The 19,196-nt window shown below is 53.1% G+C and carries 20 protein-coding genes; 17 read left to right on the forward strand and 3 right to left on the reverse strand.

All coding sequences use genetic code 11. The features are described 5' to 3' along the window. Window positions 1-118: 118 nt before the first annotated feature. The 3 genes from EVJ26_RS05535 to EVJ26_RS05545 all read left to right on the forward strand — a co-directional run bounded on the left by EVJ26_RS05535 (window position 119) and on the right by EVJ26_RS05545 (window position 3,278). The gene (locus EVJ26_RS05535; protein ID WP_131439214.1) at window positions 119-1,714 is read left to right on the forward strand and encodes a CTP synthase; all 1,596 of its coding nucleotides are present in this window, start codon (window positions 119-121) and stop codon (window positions 1,712-1,714) included. A 151-nt stretch (window positions 1,715-1,865) separates the two neighbouring features. Then, complete coding sequence (locus EVJ26_RS05540) at window positions 1,866-2,681, forward strand: TVP38/TMEM64 family protein (protein ID WP_236635505.1); 816 nt, start codon at window positions 1,866-1,868, stop codon at window positions 2,679-2,681. Between the two features lie 42 nt (window positions 2,682-2,723). After that, window positions 2,724-3,278 carry a GNAT family N-acetyltransferase gene (locus EVJ26_RS05545; RefSeq protein WP_131470020.1) on the forward strand — a complete coding sequence of 185 codons (555 nt, stop codon included), beginning with the start codon at window positions 2,724-2,726 and terminating at the stop codon, window positions 3,276-3,278. 111 nt (window positions 3,279-3,389) lie between these two features. On the opposite strand, the gene EVJ26_RS05550 is transcribed toward EVJ26_RS05545, so the two are convergent. After that, a complete protein-coding gene (locus EVJ26_RS05550) occupies window positions 3,390-4,505 on the reverse strand; it encodes an NADH-dependent flavin oxidoreductase (protein WP_131470022.1) in 1,116 nt (371 codons plus the stop codon). A gap of 281 nt (window positions 4,506-4,786) precedes the next feature. On the opposite strand from EVJ26_RS05550, the gene EVJ26_RS05555 reads away from it, so the two are divergent. Then, on the forward strand, window positions 4,787-6,442 hold the full coding sequence (locus tag EVJ26_RS05555; RefSeq protein ID WP_131470024.1) for a glycerol-3-phosphate dehydrogenase/oxidase: 1,656 nt from the start codon (window positions 4,787-4,789) through the stop codon (window positions 6,440-6,442). Between the two features lie 44 nt (window positions 6,443-6,486). Here EVJ26_RS05555 and EVJ26_RS05560 read toward each other — a convergent pair whose 3' ends face one another. Then, entirely contained in the window at window positions 6,487-6,939 is a 453-nt protein-coding gene (locus EVJ26_RS05560) for a hypothetical protein (protein ID WP_131470026.1), read from the reverse strand. Window positions 6,940-7,050: 111 nt separating this feature from the next. Here EVJ26_RS05560 and EVJ26_RS05565 point away from each other — a divergent pair, with 111 nt between their 5' ends. The 9 genes from EVJ26_RS05565 (at window position 7,051) to EVJ26_RS05605 (ending at window position 14,348) form a co-directional block, all read left to right on the forward strand. After that, window positions 7,051-7,395 (forward strand): YxeA family protein, encoded by a 345-nt coding sequence (locus EVJ26_RS05565; RefSeq protein ID WP_161567605.1) that lies wholly within the window; start codon window positions 7,051-7,053, stop codon window positions 7,393-7,395. Between the two features lie 107 nt (window positions 7,396-7,502). Next, the gene (locus tag EVJ26_RS05570) at window positions 7,503-7,865 is read left to right on the forward strand and encodes a response regulator (RefSeq protein WP_236634094.1); all 363 of its coding nucleotides are present in this window, start codon (window positions 7,503-7,505) and stop codon (window positions 7,863-7,865) included. A gap of 156 nt (window positions 7,866-8,021) precedes the next feature. Next, a complete protein-coding gene (gene fba / locus EVJ26_RS05575) occupies window positions 8,022-8,876 on the forward strand; it encodes a class II fructose-1,6-bisphosphate aldolase (RefSeq protein WP_131468505.1) in 855 nt (284 codons plus the stop codon). 226 nt (window positions 8,877-9,102) lie between these two features. Further along, window positions 9,103-9,753, forward strand: coding sequence for a fructose-6-phosphate aldolase (gene fsa / locus EVJ26_RS05580; RefSeq protein ID WP_035385995.1), 651 nt, complete (start codon window positions 9,103-9,105; stop codon window positions 9,751-9,753). A 26-nt stretch (window positions 9,754-9,779) separates the two neighbouring features. After that, window positions 9,780-11,033 (forward strand): UDP-N-acetylglucosamine 1-carboxyvinyltransferase, encoded by a 1,254-nt coding sequence (gene murA, locus EVJ26_RS05585; RefSeq protein WP_131457728.1) that lies wholly within the window; start codon window positions 9,780-9,782, stop codon window positions 11,031-11,033. 17 nt (window positions 11,034-11,050) lie between these two features. Continuing rightward, window positions 11,051-12,019 carry a class II fructose-bisphosphatase gene (glpX, locus tag EVJ26_RS05590; RefSeq protein WP_131457727.1) on the forward strand — a complete coding sequence of 323 codons (969 nt, stop codon included), beginning with the start codon at window positions 11,051-11,053 and terminating at the stop codon, window positions 12,017-12,019. 100 nt (window positions 12,020-12,119) lie between these two features. Beyond that, complete coding sequence (locus EVJ26_RS05595; RefSeq protein ID WP_131470028.1) at window positions 12,120-13,046, forward strand: ATP-binding cassette domain-containing protein; 927 nt, start codon at window positions 12,120-12,122, stop codon at window positions 13,044-13,046. Further along, the gene (locus EVJ26_RS05600) at window positions 13,036-13,806 is read left to right on the forward strand and encodes an ABC transporter permease (RefSeq protein ID WP_131457725.1); all 771 of its coding nucleotides are present in this window, start codon (window positions 13,036-13,038) and stop codon (window positions 13,804-13,806) included. The genes EVJ26_RS05595 and EVJ26_RS05600 overlap by 11 nt, the downstream gene beginning before the upstream one ends. A gap of 56 nt (window positions 13,807-13,862) precedes the next feature. Then, window positions 13,863-14,348: a DUF421 domain-containing protein gene (locus EVJ26_RS05605; RefSeq protein ID WP_236634093.1), complete on the forward strand. Its 486-nt coding sequence runs from the start codon at window positions 13,863-13,865 to the stop codon at window positions 14,346-14,348. A gap of 47 nt (window positions 14,349-14,395) precedes the next feature. Here EVJ26_RS05605 and EVJ26_RS05610 read toward each other — a convergent pair whose 3' ends face one another. Further along, complete coding sequence (locus EVJ26_RS05610) at window positions 14,396-15,091, reverse strand: C40 family peptidase (protein WP_131457723.1); 696 nt, start codon at window positions 15,089-15,091, stop codon at window positions 14,396-14,398. Window positions 15,092-15,468: 377 nt separating this feature from the next. On the opposite strand from EVJ26_RS05610, the gene rho reads away from it, so the two are divergent. From rho to EVJ26_RS05630, 4 genes are all read left to right on the forward strand, one after another. Beyond that, window positions 15,469-16,809 (forward strand): transcription termination factor Rho, encoded by a 1,341-nt coding sequence (gene rho, locus EVJ26_RS05615; RefSeq protein ID WP_131457722.1) that lies wholly within the window; start codon window positions 15,469-15,471, stop codon window positions 16,807-16,809. An 82-nt stretch (window positions 16,810-16,891) separates the two neighbouring features. Further along, a complete protein-coding gene (locus tag EVJ26_RS05620) occupies window positions 16,892-17,134 on the forward strand; it encodes a type B 50S ribosomal protein L31 (RefSeq protein WP_021066109.1) in 243 nt (80 codons plus the stop codon). Between the two features lie 99 nt (window positions 17,135-17,233). Then, a complete protein-coding gene (locus EVJ26_RS05625) occupies window positions 17,234-18,457 on the forward strand; it encodes a cation:proton antiporter (protein ID WP_131457721.1) in 1,224 nt (407 codons plus the stop codon). 116 nt (window positions 18,458-18,573) lie between these two features. Beyond that, the gene (locus tag EVJ26_RS05630) at window positions 18,574-19,185 is read left to right on the forward strand and encodes a thymidine kinase (protein ID WP_070328199.1); all 612 of its coding nucleotides are present in this window, start codon (window positions 18,574-18,576) and stop codon (window positions 19,183-19,185) included. The last annotated feature ends 11 nt before the right edge of the window (window positions 19,186-19,196 follow it).

Below are 19,196 nucleotides of genomic sequence, written 5' to 3' on the forward strand. Positions count from 1 at the left end.
GTCATGGGCTAGTTTAGCACGTACGATGCAGCAAAAGTGTCCCCCATGTCAGTGGGGGCACTTTTGCTTTTTTTGTTTTTCGTTTCCCGATGTGGGCATTCAAGAGAGGAGAATGATGATGACAAAGTATATTTTCGTAACAGGTGGGGTAGTATCTTCACTCGGTAAAGGGATCACAGCCGCTTCACTCGCACGTCTGCTTAAAAACCGAGGTTTGAACGTAACGATTCAAAAGTTTGACCCATATATCAATATCGACCCAGGGACGATGAGCCCATACCAGCACGGTGAGGTGTTCGTCACGGACGACGGCGCCGAGACCGATCTTGACCTCGGTCATTACGAGCGTTTCATCGACATCAACTTGTCGCAAAACGCGAACGTGACGTCGGGACGCATCTACTCGACGGTATTGAAAAAAGAACGTCGCGGTGACTATAACGGGGGGACGGTCCAAGTCATCCCGCATATCACGAACGAGATTAAAGACCGCGTCTTCCGTGCCGGCCGCGAGACGAACGCGGACGTCGTCATCACAGAGATTGGCGGAACAGTCGGGGACATCGAGTCGCTTCCGTTCATTGAGGCCATTCGTCAAGTGAAGAATGACATCGGTAAAGAGAACGTCATGTACGTTCACTGTACGCTCGTCCCATACCTTCGCGCAGCTGGCGAGATGAAGACGAAACCGACACAACACAGCGTCAAAGAGCTCCGCAGTTACGGAATCCAGCCGGATATCATCGTGCTCCGTACCGAGTATGATATCCCGGAAGACATGCGTGAAAAGATTGCCCTCTTCTGTGACACGCGCAAAGAAGCGGTCATCGAGGCACAAGACGCGTCGACGTTGTATGAAGTGCCGCTCAACCTTCAAAAACAAGGCATGGACCAGCTCGTCAACGACTACTTCGGCTTCAACACGCCACCGGCTGACATGACGGCTTGGAAAAACCTTGTCCATACGGTCACGCACCTCGAGAAGAAAGTGAAGATCGCACTCGTCGGGAAATACGTCGAACTCCGCGACGCCTATATCTCGGTCGCCGAATCGCTCAAGCACGCCGGTTACGCGTTCAACGCCGACATCGACATCGACTGGGTCAACGCAGAAGACGTGACGGCTGAAAACGTCGAGGCGCTTCTCGGCGACGCCGACGGGATTCTCGTCCCGGGCGGCTTCGGCGAGCGTGGGATTGAAGGGAAGATTGAAGCGACGCGTTATGCGCGTGAGAACAACGTCCCGTTCTTCGGGATATGTCTCGGGATGCAGCTCGCGACGGTTGAGTTTGCCCGTAACGTCTTGAAGTTAGACGGCGCCCATTCGGCAGAGATCGATCCGACGACGAACTACCCGATCATCGATCTTCTTCCTGAGCAAAAAGATATCGAGGACCTCGGTGGTACGCTCCGCCTCGGCCTTTACCCTTGTAAGCTTGAGCCGGGCACGAAAGCGCACGCCGCTTACAACCAAGAGCTCGTCTATGAGCGTCATCGTCACCGCTATGAGTTCAACAACGAGTACCGTGAAGCGTTCGAAGCGGAAGGCTTCAAGTTCTCGGGGACGAGCCCGGACGGCCGTCTCGTCGAGATCATCGAGATTCCAGAACACAAGTGGTTCGTCGCGTCACAGTTCCACCCGGAATTGATTTCGCGTCCAGAGCGCCCGCAGCGCTTGTTCCACGATTTCATCCAAGCAGCACTCGCAGAGTGAGGGAGAGGTCACGACCGTTTTCGGTCGTGGCTTTTTTTCTCGGGCAAAAGACTGACTGCTTCAACAGCTTAGGATGGATACATGTTCACCTAAATCCGGGTAAACTAAGAGTAGAACGGGGAGAGGGCGATGTCACATGGGGGAACGAAACATGATTTACTGGGGGTATGGTGTCGCTTTAGTCGCGTTGAGCATATTGCCGTTCGTCGTCTTGCCGACACTCTTATTGCCGTATCAACTCGGGTGGACCGGGGTTGTCCTGTTGGCTCTATCGATCGGTCTGTTGCGGTCGATCCGTGAAGGATCGAGCGTCTACTTGAAGCAGATGTTAAAAGTGACATTCACGTTGCTTTTATTATTCGTCTTGATCTATTACGTCTCATTCGGCCTCATCTTATACGATACGTATGGGCTCGATCGTCTGCTCGAGCGTTATGAGGCGCATGCGATCTGGGTGTTCGCCGCCTTCAGTTTCCTGCAGCCGATCGCGCTGCCGGTCCCGGAAGCGATCAGCGTCCCGATCGGCAGTGTCGCCCTCGGCCCGTTGCGCGCTGCCTTGATCGGCAGTGTCGCGACGACGCTCGGCATTCTCGTCATGTACGGGCTCGCGCGGTTCGGCCGGGAGCGGGTCATGCACTTGATCGATGCGGATAAACTCGCGACGTATGATCGTTATGTCGGTAAGTACGGTCTCGGTGTCTTGCTCGTCTTGTTCATCATCCCGATCTTACCGGACGAAGTGATTTGCATAGCCGCCGGATTCAGCCGCGTGCCGTTCGTCCGTTTCGTGATGATCGCAGCCGGAGCGAAGCTCGTCACGTCGTTCGGGTTAGCTTATTCGGTCTCGCTCGGTGAACTGTTCGTGACCGGTACGAGCCCGTTCGCGGTCGTCTCGGTGACGGCAAGCTTGATCCTTGTCATCTTGGCGCTCGTCTGGCGGAAACGGAAAAAAGGGAATTCGAACTAACGTCTCGAATGAGTGGTGGGCACATATAGAGAGGACGATGTTATGTATCGAGATGAAGAACTGGTCATCCGACCAATCGAGGCGCACGACTTGGACCGATTATGGGAATTGATTTACAAAGAAGCGGCGCCCGAATGGAAACGTTGGGACGCGCCTTATTTTGAACATCGCGCGCGAAGCTATGATGCTTATCGGGAGGAGGCGGACCGCCACGTCGGACGTGACGACATGTGGGTCGTCGAAGTCGATGGGACGGTATTCGGTACGGTGTCCTACTATTATGAAGACGCCGGGAAGGAATGGCTCGAAGTCGGGATCATCCTTCATCAGTCAGACCGCTGGAATCAAGGTGTCGGGACGAGGGCGCTCAAACTTTGGATCGACCATCTGTTCGGAACGCTCTCGACGGTTCGGGTCGGATTGACGACGTGGTCAGGGAACGAGCGCATGGTGCGCGTCGCTGAAAAGGTCGGCATGCAGCTCGAAGGTCGGATGCGACGTGTCCGCGTCGTCCGTGGCGAGCGCTACGATTCGATTCGGATGGGCATGCTTCGTGAAGAATGGGAAGACGAACAAAAGCGCGACGTCTCAAGTTGAGGCATCGCGCTTTTTAGATGTAAAGCAATTGCTGGAATGATTTCCACCGTGACTTATTTTCATCCTCGAGCTCAGAAAAAATCCGCAGACTTATGTCTGCGGACAGCTTGCTTATTTTACTGCTTCATCTTTGATTGGGAACCAACCGGCACGTGTCGTGATGGCGTTCCAAAGTGGGGCCGGGACAGCGAGTTCGGCTTGCTTGTTCAAGTCGAGCGCCGTTTCGATCTCCTCTTCACGATCCGTTTGCACTTTTTCAAGCCAGTCAGGGTCGATGATGAGTTCACGGCCGAGCGCGGCCAGGTCGATGACGTTCAAAGCGTCTTCGACTTGACCTGGGCGCTGAAGTTGTCCGACTCCGATGAGCGGGACGGCACCGTTGATGCGTTTCGCGATCCGGTCGATCGAGCGCTCAGTCACGTTCTCGTTGCGCATCGAACCGATATTGAAGTTCCAAAGCGAGGCGTGAAGGTAGTCGAGTCCTTCCTCGAGCAACATGTCGATCAATACGTCCGTGTCGTCGAGCGTGATACCTGGCTCTTCGACTTCTTCTGGTGAGAAGCGGTAGCCGATCAAGAAATCGTCAGCGTCTTTCGCCGCGGCTTTCACAGAACGGATGACTTCACGCGGGAACGTTAGGCGCGCCTGTACGTCGCCTCCGAAGCGGTCGTCTCGGCGGTTTGAATGCGGTGAGAAGAACTGTTGGATCAAGTACGTGTTCGCTCCGTGAATCTCGACGCCGTCAAATCCAGCTTCGATGGCACGACGTGTCGCTTCACCGAACGCTTCGATGATCGCCTCGACTTCTTCTGTCTCGAGGGCACGCGGTGTGGCGGCACCTTCACGGACGGGTGCGACCGCGCTTGCGCTCACGGGTTGTTCGTTCGGGACGAGCTCTGGAGGAGACATGCGCCCAGCGTGGAAGATTTGCAGGACGGCTTTGGCGCCTTCCGCCTTCAAACTTTCAGCGAGTTGACGGAGACCGGTGATGAAGTGATCGTCGCTCGCGCCAAACGCGTTCGGGAATCCTTTACCGTCTTCTGTCACATAGGCACACGCCGTGATGGCGAGACTGACATTTTTCGCTCGCTTCCGATAGTAGGCGAGTTCGTGCTCCGAAACCTCACCTGTCGGCTCGGACGAATAATGGGTCATCGGCGCAAGGACGAGCCGGTTATGAAGCTCGACGCCATTTTTAAATTGAAAAGATTGTAACATGCGTTTCATGAAAACTCCTCCTTCGTAGTGATACTTTGAAGTCTAGTCTTCTGAATTTCAAATTGCGAGCGTGACGCTTTCGCTCAGGCAGGTTGCGCATCTGGTGAGCCGATCGATGGTTGAACAATAGAGAATGTCGATGGTTGAACAATAGAGAATAGGGTATAATACAGGAGAAAAGTTGATAACCGGTTGGAGACGACAGAGAGACCACGACATAGGAGGCGAAGCCTTATTTTGTTGTGGTCTCTTTGTTTATACGAACCGGATTCATTATAGGAGGGAATAAAGTGGAAATCAGAAACTTCTCAGCAAAAGAACGTGCCAAGCGATACGAACAATTGACGAGTGAGCGTCATGACATCCTCGTCGTCGGTGGGGGCATCACCGGTGCCGGAATCGCCCTCGACGCCGCTTCAAGGGGAATGAAGACGGCGGTTCTTGAAATGCAAGACTTCGCGGCCGGAACATCGAGCCGCTCGACGAAACTTGTCCACGGTGGCTTGCGCTATTTGAAACAGTTCGAAGTCGCGCTCGTCGCCGAGGTCGGGAAAGAACGCGCCATCGTCTATGAGAACGGACCGCACGTCACGACGCCGGAGCGCATGCTTCTACCGATGCACAAGGGCGGCACGTTCGGACCGCTATCGACCGCGCTCGGGCTGATGGTGTATGACTTCTTGGCCGGCGTCAAACGAGCGGAGCGCCGTTTGATGTTGAAGCCCGAAGAGGTGATCGAGAAGTCACCGCTCGTCAAAAAAGATGGGCTCGTCGGTGGCGGTTATTACGTCGAGTATCGGACGGACGACGCGCGCATGACGATCGAAGTCGCGAAAGAAGCAGCGAACCATGGCGCACTCCTCTTAAACTACTCGAAAGTGACCGGTCTCATATACGAGCAAGGCAAAGTCGTCGGCGTGAACGTCGAAGATCAAATCGACGGGAAGACGTATGAAATTTATGCGAAAAAAGTCATCAACGCGACCGGCCCATGGGTCGACGTGCTCCGTGAGCAGGACGGCTCGAATAAAGGCAAGATGCTTCGTCTGACGAAAGGGATTCATCTCGTCATCGATCAATCGAAGTTCCCGCTCAAACAAGCGACTTACTTCGATACACCAGATGGCCGAATGGTGTTCGCCATCCCGCGTGACGGCAAAGCGTACGTCGGGACGACCGACACGTTCTTCGATAAAGATAAGGCACACCCACGCATGACGACAGAAGACCGCGACTATATCTTGGGCGCGATCCACTATATGTTCCCGGATGTGTCGTTGACGGAAGATGACGTCGAGTCGAGCTGGGCCGGCATCCGTCCGCTCATCTATGAGGAAGGCAAAGACCCGTCCGAAATCTCACGGAAAGATGAGATCTGGCAATCGGACAGCGGCCTGATCACAATCGCCGGCGGTAAGTTGACAGGCTACCGGAAGATGTCTGAGACGGTCGTCGATCTCGTCGCGAAGCTACTCAAACAAGACGAGGGCATCGTCTTCTTGGCGTCACGGACGAAACATATGCCGATGTCAGGTGGACATGTGGGTGGTTCGAACGGCTTTGACGACTTCTTGACGAAGAAGACAGACGAGCTGACAAACCTTGGTTTCGATGACGTGAAAGCGGAGCAGTTAGTCCGTCTCTACGGGTCGAACATCGATCGCGTCGTCGAGCGGATGGATACGAACGCTTATGACCTGTCCGAGATCGTCTACGCGCAGTTGATGTACGGTATCGAAGAAGAGTCGGTCGTCCGTGCCATTGACTTCCTCGTCCGTCGGACAGGGGCGATGTTCTTCGACATCGACTTCGTCAGAGACTATAAAGACGGTATCTTGCGCTGTATGGCCGATGTCTTCAAATGGTCGGATGCACGTCTCGCCGAGGAGCGGGAAGAAGTCGAGAAAGAGATCGACCTCGCCGTCGTCCCGGTCACGATCGACTAAACGTATACCGAAAGGAACTTCGCTCAAGCGAGCGAAGTTCCTTTTCATATGCCTAATTCTTCATAGTACGCTGTGATCCGGTCATCGATTGCGAAGACCAGATCCTCGTCGCCCGAAAAATAGAAAACAATATACGTTCCGTCCTCGCGATACACTTCCGCTTCGACGATGAGCGTTGTCGGTCGTCCGTCATACGTGACTTCAAGTTCACCGAGCGGATGCACGGTCGCCTCGTCTAAATCTGGATTGGAGACGAGTAGATGCATGCGCTCGACGTCTTCTGCTGGAATCGGTTCGTCGAAAACCTCGGAGATGAGTTTGAACGTCTCGGGCACGTCTTCTAATTCCGCATCTATTGAAGTAGCGAGCGGTATATCGTCTTCATACCCCTCTTCATACGCGATGGCGGACGGCTCTTCTCCGAACGTCCCAGCCGTGATGGCGACACCTCCGGCCAGCGTCACTAAAAAAAGTAAAAATCCGAATAGATGCTTCATGTCGTGTCTCCCATCATGTCTTGTACGTCGAGTATAACAAGAAGCGTTGCGTTTAGGAATCGCTCATATATGGTATTGGAAGATAGCGATCAAGAGAAATGAGGGATGCCCATGCAACGGAACCGAGTACTCATCGTCACATTCGGTATCGCGGTCTTTGTCGGATGGTTGGTCATCGATTTGGACCGTCTGTTCGCGGATACATATTATGTGAAAATCCCGAGGGCAGAGACGGCGGAGCGAGATGGGACGGACTATGTGTATACAACAATCGGCTATGATGAGGAGCGAAAAAAACGTTCGCTCACATTCACGTCTGACTCACGGCTCGCAGAAGGTGAATTTTTGCAATTGTACGTGAAAGATGAAGGGACGGTGACGTCGTATGAAATCGCCGACGAACGAGACGTTCCCTTTGAATTGAAAACTGAGCAAGCCGGGGAGGCGGGGACGTGAGCCTCGTTTCCATCTTTTAGAAAATGATGCGTCGCCAAACGAAAATGATTTTGGTATGGTTATATTATCGCACAAAGCTATAGAAGCTACGGAAAGAAGGTAACTGGATGTCACGCATGTTAATCGCAGACGACCAAGATGGAATTCGCTTGATGCTCGCCCAAGTGTTTAAAAATCTGGGCATCGAGGTCGACACGGCCCAGGACGGCTTGAGCGCTTGGGAACAGCTAGAACAAAGTACTTACGATTTGGTGCTGCTCGATATGAACATGCCGCGCATGTTCGGGCATGAAGTGTTACGGAACATGCGGAACAACGACATCGACACACCGGTCATGATCATGACCGCATTTGGGGAGAAATCGACAATCGAAGAAGTGCGTCGCCTCGGGATCACGGCTCAGTTCGAGAAGCCGTTCGATATTTACGGCATGATCGAGAAAGTGAAAGAAGTGCTCAACATTCAGTGAATCGTCACGAAGATGACATATGTAAACGCTTGCGTGGGGCCATTTCTATATGTGAATAGCATAGGCACAAGTTTTGACGTGTGTTATAATGGGAACGAATTGCACAGGGGCACTTTTCCCCACAGTGCACAACAGCGAACAGAGGAGGACATCATTATGCCATTAGTATCAATGACAGAAATGCTTAACAAAGCATTCGAAGGCAAGTATGCAGTCGGCCAATTCAACATCAACAACCTCGAGTGGACGCAAGCGATTCTTCGCGCTGCGGAAGACGAGAAATCACCAGTTATCCTCGGTGTATCAGAAGGTGCAGCGAAATACATGGGTGGCTTCACAACAGTTGTTAAAATGACTGAAGGTCTCATGCACGACTACAACATCACTGTTCCAGTTGCGATCCACCTCGACCACGGTTCTTCATTCGACAAGTGTAAAGCAGCGATTGACGCTGGTTTCACGTCTGTTATGATCGACGGTTCACACCACCCGATCGAAGAAAACATCGAAATGACGAAACAAGTCGTTGAATACGCACACGCTAAAGGCGCTTCAGTTGAAGCGGAAGTCGGCACAGTCGGCGGCGAAGAAGACGGCGTCGTTGGCGGCGTACAATACGCTGACCTCGACGAGTGTGTACGTGTCGTAACGGAAGCGAAAGTTGACGCTCTTGCAGCGGCACTCGGTTCTGTACACGGAGAATACGCAGGCGAGCCAAACCTCGGCTTCAAAGAGATGGAAGAAATCGCGGAAGCGACGAAAACGCCACTCGTTCTTCACGGCGGTTCAGGAATCCCTGAGCACCAAATCAAAAAAGCAATCGAGCTCGGTCACAGCAAAATCAACGTCAACACAGAGTGCCAACAAGAATGGACTCGTGCGGTACGTGAGAAGCTCAACACTGACTCGAAAGTATATGACCCACGTAAAGTCATCGGCCCTGGTGTCGAAGCGATCTACAACGTCGTTACTGGCAAAATGCGTGAGTTTGGTTCAAGCAACCAAGCGTAATCTTGTCACATCAGTCGGTTCTCCTCGTGAGAACCGGCTTTTTTGTCGAAAAAAATTATGGGAAGTCATAGTCTGGACAGCCGTCGGTACACTCGCCGGTATCGCCTTCCTCACCACTTCGATGCTCGGCATTGCCGCGCTGGTGTAAAGGGTATAGCAATTCCGTGTCGATTTCCTCATAATAAGAGAGTAAGCGATTACAATCCGATTCGAGGAGGACATGTACATGCGTTTTTTCATTGACACGGCAAATGTGGAAGACATTAAGAAAGCCCACCAAATGGGCGTTATCGGGGGCGTGACGACGAATCCATCGCTCGTCGCGAAAGAAGGCGTCGATTTCCATACGCGGCTCCGTGAGATTTGTGAGGTCGTCGGGGACCTTTCAGTCAGTGCGGAAGTTATTGCACTCGACGCAGAGGGTATGGTCAAAGAAGGAAAGGAACTCGCGGCAATCGCGCCGAATATTACAGTTAAGGTGCCAATGACAGCAGCCGGTATGATCGCTGTCAATGAGTTTTCGAAGCTAGGCATCAAAACGAACGTGACGCTCATCTTTAACGCCAACCAAGCGCTCTTAGCAGCTCGGGCCGGTGCGTCATACGTCTCGCCGTTCATCGGTCGCCTTGATGATATCGGCCACGACGGTCTCGACCTCGTCGAGACGATTGCGAATATCTTTGCCATCCATGGCATCGATGCGGAAATCATCGCCGCGTCCGTTCGCCATCCGGTCCACGTGACGAAAGCAGCCCTGCTTGGGGCTAATATCGCCACGGTGCCATACAAAGTCATCGAACAGATGATGAATCATCCGCTCACTGACAAAGGGATTGAGCAGTTCTTAGCGGATTGGAATAACGCTCAATCCAAATAAGTTCGTCGTAGAAAGGTTTGATCATCGTGGAAATTCTCCATATCGTTGGACAGCAGAAGCTTGAAGGAACAGTTGACATTAGTGGCGCCAAACAGAGTGCCTTGCCTTGTCTCGTCGCAGCACTTCTTACCGAAGAACCGGTGACAATCGAGAACGTCCCCGTCATCGAAGATGTCGAAGTGATGCTCAGCCTATTACAAGAACTCGGGGTGACAATCGAGCGGGACGGGGAGCGGATGACGCTTCATGCAAAAGATGCCGTCGCCATGCCGCTGCTCGGCTCAGAAACTCGGAAAGTCCGGGCCGCTGTCTACTTACTTGGTGTGTTCGCAGCTCGTTTTGGGAAAGGGGCCGTTGGATTACCAGGGGGATATGCGATTGGTCCACGACCGATCGATTTACATTTGAAGGCGCTAGAACGTCTCGGCATTAAAGTCGAGAACGAGTCGGGTCTCTATCACGTCAACGCCGACAAGTTGGCCGGCAACCGGATCTATCTCGACCTTCGTTCATTCGGGGCGACGGTGAGCGCGATGCTCGCCGCGGTCCTGGCCGAAGGGACGACCGTCATTGAAAATGCCGCGACTGATCCGGAAGTCGTCGACGTCGCGACGATGCTGACATCGATGGGCGCATACGTCATCGGTGCCGGGACCGATGAGATTCGAATTAAAGGGGTCGAGCGCTTGCACGGCTGTACACATACGCTCATCCCGGACCGTCTTGAAGCCGGAACGTTTATGATTTACGGTGCGGTTGCAGGGGAAGTGACGGTTCGAAACGTTATTCCGACCCATTTAGAAGGGGTCATCCAAAAATTGATGGATTACGGTGCTGAAGTCGAGGTCGGGGAAGAAGCGATCACGGTTCGGGCGAAAGCTTTTGAACCGATTGATATTCGCGTCTTCCACTACGCGGGTTATCCGACCGATTTGCAACCGGTCATGTCAGCCGCTTTGTTGAAAGCGAACGGGACGAGCATCGTGACGGATAAGCTATACGTCCAACGTTTCCGTCATATCGCCGAAATGCGGCGGATGAACGCGCAAATCACGCTTGAAGATTCGTCGGCCGTCATTCGTGGCGGGACGAGGCTGGCGAACGCTGAGATGGAGGCTGCCGACGCTCGGAGCGCCGCGGCACTCGTCTTAGCTGGTCTGCAGGCAACGGGAGAGTCGACGGTTCTCTATGCAGAACGTCTGAACGACTCGTACGTCGACTTCGTCGGCAAACTAAAACAACTCGGCGCCCTCGTCTGGGTCGATGAGGTGTCCGAGTAACAAAGGGGAGAATTCGGGTGGAACGTAGTTTATCAATGGAATTGGTCCGGGTCACAGAAGCGGCAGCGCTGTCTTCGGCCCGCTGGATGGGGAAGGGCTTGAAAGAACAAGCGGACGACGCAGCCACAACAGCGATGCGCGAAGTGTTCGATACGATTCCGATGAAAGGGATCGTCGTCATCGGGGAAGGTGAGATGGACGAGGCACCGATGCTCTACATCGGCGAGAAAGTCGGGAACGGTTACGGCTCACGCCTCGACGTCGCCGTCGACCCGCTCGAAGGGACGAGCATCGTCGCGACGGGAACGTGGGGCGCGCTCGCGGTGCTCGCGGTCGCGGACGCAGGTGATCTTCTTCATGCGCCAGACATGTATATGGATAAGATTGCGGTCGGTCCAGAAGCGGCGGGACTGATCAGCCTCGATAACTCAATCGAAGAAAACATCGCGATCGTCGCCAAGGCTAAGGGCAAGAACGTCGAAGACGTCGTCGTCACGATTTTGCACCGTGACCGTCATGAAGAGATGATTCAACGGGTTCGGGCAACGGGAGCTCGTATCAAGTTGATCCCAGACGGCGATGTCGCGGCCGCCATCAACACGGCGTTCCCGAAAACCGGTGTCGATCTCTTGCTCGGCTCAGGTGGGGCGCCGGAAGGCGTCATCGCAGCCGTCGCTATGAAGTGCCTCGGTGGTGACTTCCAGGGACGGTTGTTGCCGGAAGACACGGCCCAGGAAAAACGATGCCAAGATATGGGTATCGCCGACACGGGGCGTATCCTGCTTCTTGACGATCTCGTCAAAGGCGAGGATTGTATCTTCGCGGCGACAGGTGTGACAGACGGTGAACTGCTCCGTGGTGTCCAATTCACGGGTCAGGGCGGTCAGACACACTCGGTCGTCATGCGCGCCAAATCGGGTACGGTCCGTTTCGTCGAAGGGATTCATTCATTGAAGAAAAAACCGAAAATGGTCATGAAACCTTAATTCTCTCGAGCTGCAGATTCTCTCTGCAGCTTTTTTGATGCGTTCTTTCATATTTAAAACATGAATAGAACGGGAATGAGAAAGGCAGGAGGTGGGGTCGATGATCGAAGTGGAGTCACTCGTCAAGACGTTCGGGGATGTACCGGCCGTCGACGGAATATCGTTTTCAGTGAAACAAGGAGAAATCTTTGCGTTTCTTGGTCCGAACGGGGCCGGGAAATCGACAGCTATACAGATGTTGACGACACTCATTCGACCGACGAGCGGGTCGGCGCGCGTGAACGGGTTTGATGTCGTCAAGCAGGAGAAGGACGTCCGGTTGTCCATCGGCGTCGCCCTCCAAGAGACGGGCATCGATAAAGTGTTGACCGGCCGGGAATTGCTCGTCCTTCAAGGACGGCTGTTCAAGATGACGAAACGTGAAGCAGAAGCACGGGCCGAGGAACTGCTGTCGGTCGTCTCGCTCGCGGATGCGGCTGACCGAAAGAGTGGCACGTACTCCGGCGGGATGCGGCGTCGGCTTGATTTGGCGCTCACGCTCGTCCATCGTCCGATCGTACTGTTTTTAGATGAGCCGACGACAGGGCTCGACCCGGCGAGTCGAATCGAGATTTGGAGAGAGGTACGGCGTCTCAATCAAGAGTTCGGGACGACCATTTTTTTAACGACACAATATTTAGAGGAGGCGGACGAGCTGGCCGATCGCATCGCCATCATCCATCACGGTAAGATTGTCGTCGAAGGGACAGCGGAGGAATTGAAGCAGACCGTCGGAGGCGAGTCGATTACTCTAGTGTTTCATACCGATGCAGAAGCACAAGCCGCCGCTAAGCTATTCGGACAAGCCGCGACCGGACCGAGCCTCGTCTTCGAACTCCGCGACTACACGTTGACCGACGTCGTCCGGAAACTCGATGAGCAGGCGTTACAACCGGAGCGACTCACTGTGAAACAGCCGTCGCTTGACGACGTATTCTTGAAAGTGACGGGTGAATCGTACGAAGGAGGTGTGCCGAGTGTGGACTGAAACGTGGTTGTTTACAAAGCGGAGTCTGGTGACGACGATCCGCAACCCATTTTCATTTATCCCGAACTTGATGATTTCTGTCTTTTTCTTGCTCGTCTATACGAGCGGGCTGTCGAGTGTGGCCGCATTGCCGCAGTTCGGTGGTGGCGACTACTTGAATTTCATCTTGCCGGTATCGATCGTGTCAGGTGCTGTCGGCGGGGCCGGGGGGGCCGGCCAAGCGTTAGTGCGTGACATCGAGAGTGGCTATTTCGCCCGGTTGCTACTCACACCTTCGACACGGACTGCCATCGTGCTCGGGCCGATGATTGCCGGGATGCTACAGCTGTTCGTTCAAACGCTGCTCATCTTTTCTGTCGCGTTCTTACTCGGGTTATCGATTCCGGTCGGTGTGGCCGGGTTCTTGTTCACGGTTCTGCTCGCGCTCGGTTTCGGACTTGGCTTTGCCGGATACTCGGTCGGTGTCGCCTTGAAGACACGGAACGCCCAAGCCGCACAGGCCGGGACACTTCTCTTCTTCCCGCTCATCTTCTTGTCGACGACGTTCGTCCCGAAAGAGTTGATCGAGGCGGAATGGCTCAAAGTGGCGGCGACGTTCAATCCGACGACGTACATCTTCGAAGGCATGCGGGCCGTGTTGACCCAACCGACGATCGACTGGGGCGCCTTATCGGCAGGCCTTGCCGTGGCTGGAGGGATAAGTGTCATCATGATCGTCTTCGCGGCGACGAACGCACGCGGGGCCTTGAAACAAAAATGATGAACGACGAGTGAACTTTCGAAGTGATTGTTCAAAAACAGAAAAGGGGGGAGACGATGGATCAACTCAAAACGATGATGCAAATCATTTTGACAGGGATTGGGGCTTACTTTTCCATCATTTTTATATTACGTGTATCGGGAAAACGGACACTCTCGAAAATGAACGCCTTCGATTTTATCGTGACCGTTGCGCTCGGTTCGATTTTAGCGACGACGCTCACGAGCCGACAGACGCCGCTACTGAATGGGCTCGTCGCTTTTGCCACGCTCGTCGCGTTGCAATACGTCATGGCGAAGCTGGCCAATCGGTCAAAACGAGTGAACGAGCTGATTAAATCGACACCGACGATGCTATACTATCGGGGGAGTTACTTAGAAGCGGAGATGCGTAAAGAACGAGTACTTGAGATCGAAGTGCTCCAAGCCATCCGCTCGAGTGGGACCGCTCACGACAAAGTCGAGGCGGTTGTCCTTGAGACAGACGGGACGTTCTCGGTGTTGACGAGTACGGAAGCTGTTTTGCAAAACGTGCGTAAATGAAAAACGACTCGGTTCCGTTGAACCGAGTCGTTTGAGGTTTTATTGAATTAGAGGTACGTTCCAGCACCGACGTAACGTGGTGCCCAGTAACCTGATGTGAAGCTCGCGTATTTAACGCCGCCTGTTTCTGAGTTGATCATTTGTGTCTTGCTGATTGCCATACCGACGTGTTGGATCGTGCCGCCGTTATGTGAGAAGAACACGAGGTCGCCTGCTTGAATCGCTGACTTCGACAATTTTTTCGAGCTTGAGTACTGTGAGCGTGAATCACGTGGGATCGACTTGTTGATCGCTTTCTTGTAAACATGTCCTGTGTAACCAGAGCAGTCAAATCCAGCTGTTGTCGTTCCGCCGTAACGGTACGGTGTGCCAAGGTATTTCTTCGACTCGGCGACAAGTTTCGTACGAGCGCTTGAAGAAGAAGTCGTTGTCACTTTAGTAGCCGTTTTCGTGTTCGGCTTCAAGTACGTGTACGTCGATGACGCTGAGATGTAACGGTGAGTCCCTTTGTAGTTGATCTTGTAGAACGAGCCAACTTTACCGAGGTATGTATAGCGTTGACCTTTATTCATCTTCGTAACGACTGACGAGCTGAGTGATGCTGATGTCCGAATGTTCAAGCCGTTGACTTTCGAGTAAGCGAATGTTCCAGTAGCTGCTTCTGCTTGTTCACCTGTTGTGAATGCAAGACCCGAGAAAGCGATAGTGGCGGCGACGATGATAGATGCGAAACGCTTCAACATAATATAATTCCCTCCGTTTTTTAAAATAAAACCCTGTGAGTGTATATGATCGATGTGTGTTTACGATAGTTGAGCACAAGGTGAGTTTGCTACCCGGTTTCCTGTGCAAATAAACTATATCATGCGTAAGACCGATGGCGTTTTTCAATCACAAGTCAAAAATAGTTTTCTTGTAACATATTTGAAACAATATGTAGGTATAGAGACCTTTTTGTTACATAAGGAAAGAAGAAGTTGTTATTATTTGAATATCAGGGGAATAGACTGTCATATAGCCATTTATATAAAGTGACGGCATGATCGAATTGTGATTAGATGAATAAGAACTTTACAATTACTTTTCAAATATAGAATCACAAGAAAGACAGGTGACGTTAATGACACAAAGTACAGAACCAGCTAAAAACTATACGCTTCGTGAACTCGAAACGAAGACGTTGAAAGAATTGTATGAAATCGCAAAAGAAGTGAATGTGCCTCAATATCGGGAAGCAAGGAAACGTGAACTCATGTTCCGAATTTTAAAATCGCAAGCCGAATCGAAGGACCTCTACTTCCTCGAAGGCGTCCTTGAGATCATCCCTCCGAACCCGCAGTCACAAAATGAAGGTGGCTTCGGTTTCCTCCGACCGATCAACTACTCCCAATCGTCCGAAGACATCTATATCGCCGCCTCACAGATCCGCCGCTTTAGTTTGCGCAACGGGGATCTCGTCACCGGGAAAGTCCGGAAACCGAAAGAAAATGAACGTTTCCAAGGGCTCTTGAGCGTCGAGGCGGTCAACGGGGAAACGACCGATTCGACCCGGAACCGCGACTATTTCCCTGCGCTCACGCCAATCTATCCGGAAAAGCAAATGGTGCTCGAGACGGAGCCGAACCATCTATCGGTCCGTGTCATGGATATGATCGCACCGGTCGGCTTCGGACAACGTGGTTTGATTGTCGCCCCACCGAAAGCCGGGAAGACGTCTCTATTGAAAGAAGTCGCCAATTCAATCACGACGAACCACCCGAACGTCGAACTGATCATCTTATTGATCGACGAACGTCCGGAAGAAGTCACGGACATCCAACGTTCGGTGCCGGGGGCAGACGTCGCCTATTCGACGTTTGACGAGACACCGGAGAATCACACCCGCATCTCGGAGCTCGTGCTAGAGCGGGCGATGCGCCTCGTCGAACATAAGAAAGACGTCGTCATCTTGCTCGACTCGATCACTCGGTTGACGCGCGCCTATAACTTGTCCGTCCCGCCGAGCGGGCGTACGCTCTCGGGCGGAATCGACCCGGCAGCGTTCCACAAACCGAAGAAATTCTTCGGGGCGGCCCGTAACATCGAGGACGGCGGCAGTTTGACGATTCTCGGGACGGCGCTCATCGATACCGGTTCGCGGATGGATGACGTCATCTATGAAGAGTTCAAAGGGACCGGCAACATGGAGCTCCACCTCGACCGGAAGCTCGCGGAACGCCGCATCTTCCCGGCCATCGATATCCGTCGTTCGGGTACGCGGAAAGAAGAACTCCTCCTCGGCCAGGACGAGCTCGACTCGCTTTGGACGATTCGTCGTACGATGAACGAGTCGCCGGACTTCGTCGATCAGTTCTTGCGTCGTGTGCGTGAGACGCAAACAAATCTCGACTTTTTTGCGGCGCTCGAGGCCGATAAGAAAAAGAGTCGCCGCCCGGTGAAAAAAACGAAAACGGACTTGTAAATCCGTGAGCCGGGTGCTATTATATTCTAGTGAACTTTCTCTAGGTTGAAAGAATACTTAGGGCAGAAGGAGTTGAAAAGCAATGAAACAAGGAATCCACCCAGAATACCGTAAAGTCGTATTCATGGACTCAACGACTGAGTTTAAATTCATCAGTGGTTCGACTCGTTACTCTAACGAAACAATCACGATGGAAGATGGTAACGAATACCCACTCATCCGTGTCGATGTATCTTCTGATTCGCACCCGTTCTACACAGGTCGCCAGAAATTCGCATCTGCGGACGGTCGTATCGAGCGCTTCAACAAGAAGTACCAACGTTAATCGTCAAGTTGTATGCACACCGCCTAGGGATTGCCCTTGGCGGTTTTTTGTTGTCCAAGCGAGGGTAAAGAGACGGAAGACTGACGTGAGGGGGCTTCCATGGAGTATATATTGATTAGCATTAGCCTGTTGGTTGGCGTGGGGATCGTCTCGCAATGGTTGGCGTGGCGCTACCAAATTCCGGCGATTATCGTCATGACGGTCGCCGGCGTGCTGGCCGGTCCAATCTTTGGTTTGTTTGAACCGCGAGAGTTGCTCGGTGATTTGTACAGCCCGATCATTTCGTTTGCGGTCGCGATCATATTATTTGAAGGAAGTTTAGGGCTTCATTTCAGCGAGATCAACCAATTCCGTCGTTCGATCGTCCGCATCGTGACAGCGGGTGTGACGTTGTCGTTCGTCGGGGCTTCGCTGTTGATTCAATACGTAGGAGGTCTCCATTGGGTCGTCGCTTGGACGATGGGAGCGCTATTCGTCGTCACCGGTCCGACGGTCGTCATCCCGTTGCTCAGGCAAGCCCATCTGAAAGATCGGGTCGGTGCCATCTTAAAGTGGGAAGGGATCATTGTCGATCCGGTCGGCGCGTTGCTCGGCTTGTTCGTGATTCGAATCGGCTACATCGTCTATGAAGGCATGGACTTGTGGATGCAACTGCTCTTTGCGGGAGCATGTCTCGTCGGTATCGGTCTCGGTTACGTGTTCGGTCACGTTTTGATGGGCTGGTTCGTAGGTGAGAAGATTCCACGTTACTTACGCGCCTCGGTGACGCTTTCGGCCGTCTTGATCTTGTTCTCTTTGAGCGAGTTCATGATGCATGAAGTCGGTCTCCTTGCCGTGACGGCGATGGGCATGACGATGGCGAACACGAAACTTCGCGATGAACAGATCATCGAGGAACTGCAGTCGTTCAAGGAAGACATCTCGATCTTGCTGATCTCATCCGTGTTCATCTTGCTGACGGCGTCGCTGTCGCGTGAAGAACTATTGAATATCTTCCAGTGGCCATTGCTGTTGACGATTGCCGGCATCTTGTTTCTTGTTCGTCCGTTGGCGATTTACGTATCGACGGCCGGTGCGGGACTTCCGCTCAGAGAACGCGGATTTATCGGTTGGATTGCCCCGCGCGGCATCGTCGCGATGACGGTCGCAGGTTTTTTCGCGGAGGAAGTGGCCGGTCTCGGGATTGAGGATGCGTCACAGATGCTACCGCTCACGATCGGACTCGTCTTTACCTCGGTGACGTTGCACGGGCTGACGATTCGACCGCTCGCGCGCAAATTGAACTTGATTGATTATAAAAAAGAAGAGGAAGCGGAAGAATGAAGAGAAATCGGGACGGGATGATGTCGCTCCGATTTTTGTTAGAAGTCAACCCTTTTCCTATGACTGAAAGATGGTTATAATCGGAAAGCGATTAACGATGGAGAGGGCGAAGTAGAATGATGCATGTGACGAACCGTTACGGTTGGATTGAAGTGATTTGTGGCAGTATGTTTTCTGGGAAGTCGGAGGAATTGATCCGTCGTGTCCGTCGGGCGCACTATGGGAAGATCCCGGTTCAAGTGTTCAAGCCGGCCATCGATGACCGCTACCACGAAGAGAACGTCGTCTCCCATAGCGGCAACTCGGTCGTGGCCGTCCCGACTCGAACGAGTCAAGATGTGTACGATGCGGTGCGCGAAGAGACGCAAGTCATCGCCATCGACGAGGTGCAGTTCTTTGATGAGGGGATCGTCGACGTCATCGAGCAGTTGGCGTCAGAAGACAAACGTGTCATCTGCGCCGGACTCGATATGGACTTCCGTGGCGAACCGTTCACGATGATGCCGGAGCTCTTGTCGCGTGCCGAGTTCGTCACGAAGCTGCAGGCGATCTGCCTGTCATGCGGCGCCCCGGCGTCTCGGACGCAGCGCTTGATCAACGGAGAACCGGCTCGCTTTGAGGACCCGGTCATCTTGGTCGGTGCCGCTGAGTCGTACGAACCGCGTTGCCGCCATTGCCATGACGTCCCGAACAAACCGCGCCCGATCCGTCATACAGTAGCGGATTGAGGATTTGGCTG

This window comes from Exiguobacterium sp. SH3S1, assembly GCF_004337105.1.
GTDB classification, from domain to species: domain Bacteria; phylum Bacillota; class Bacilli; order Exiguobacteriales; family Exiguobacteriaceae; genus Exiguobacterium; species Exiguobacterium aurantiacum_A.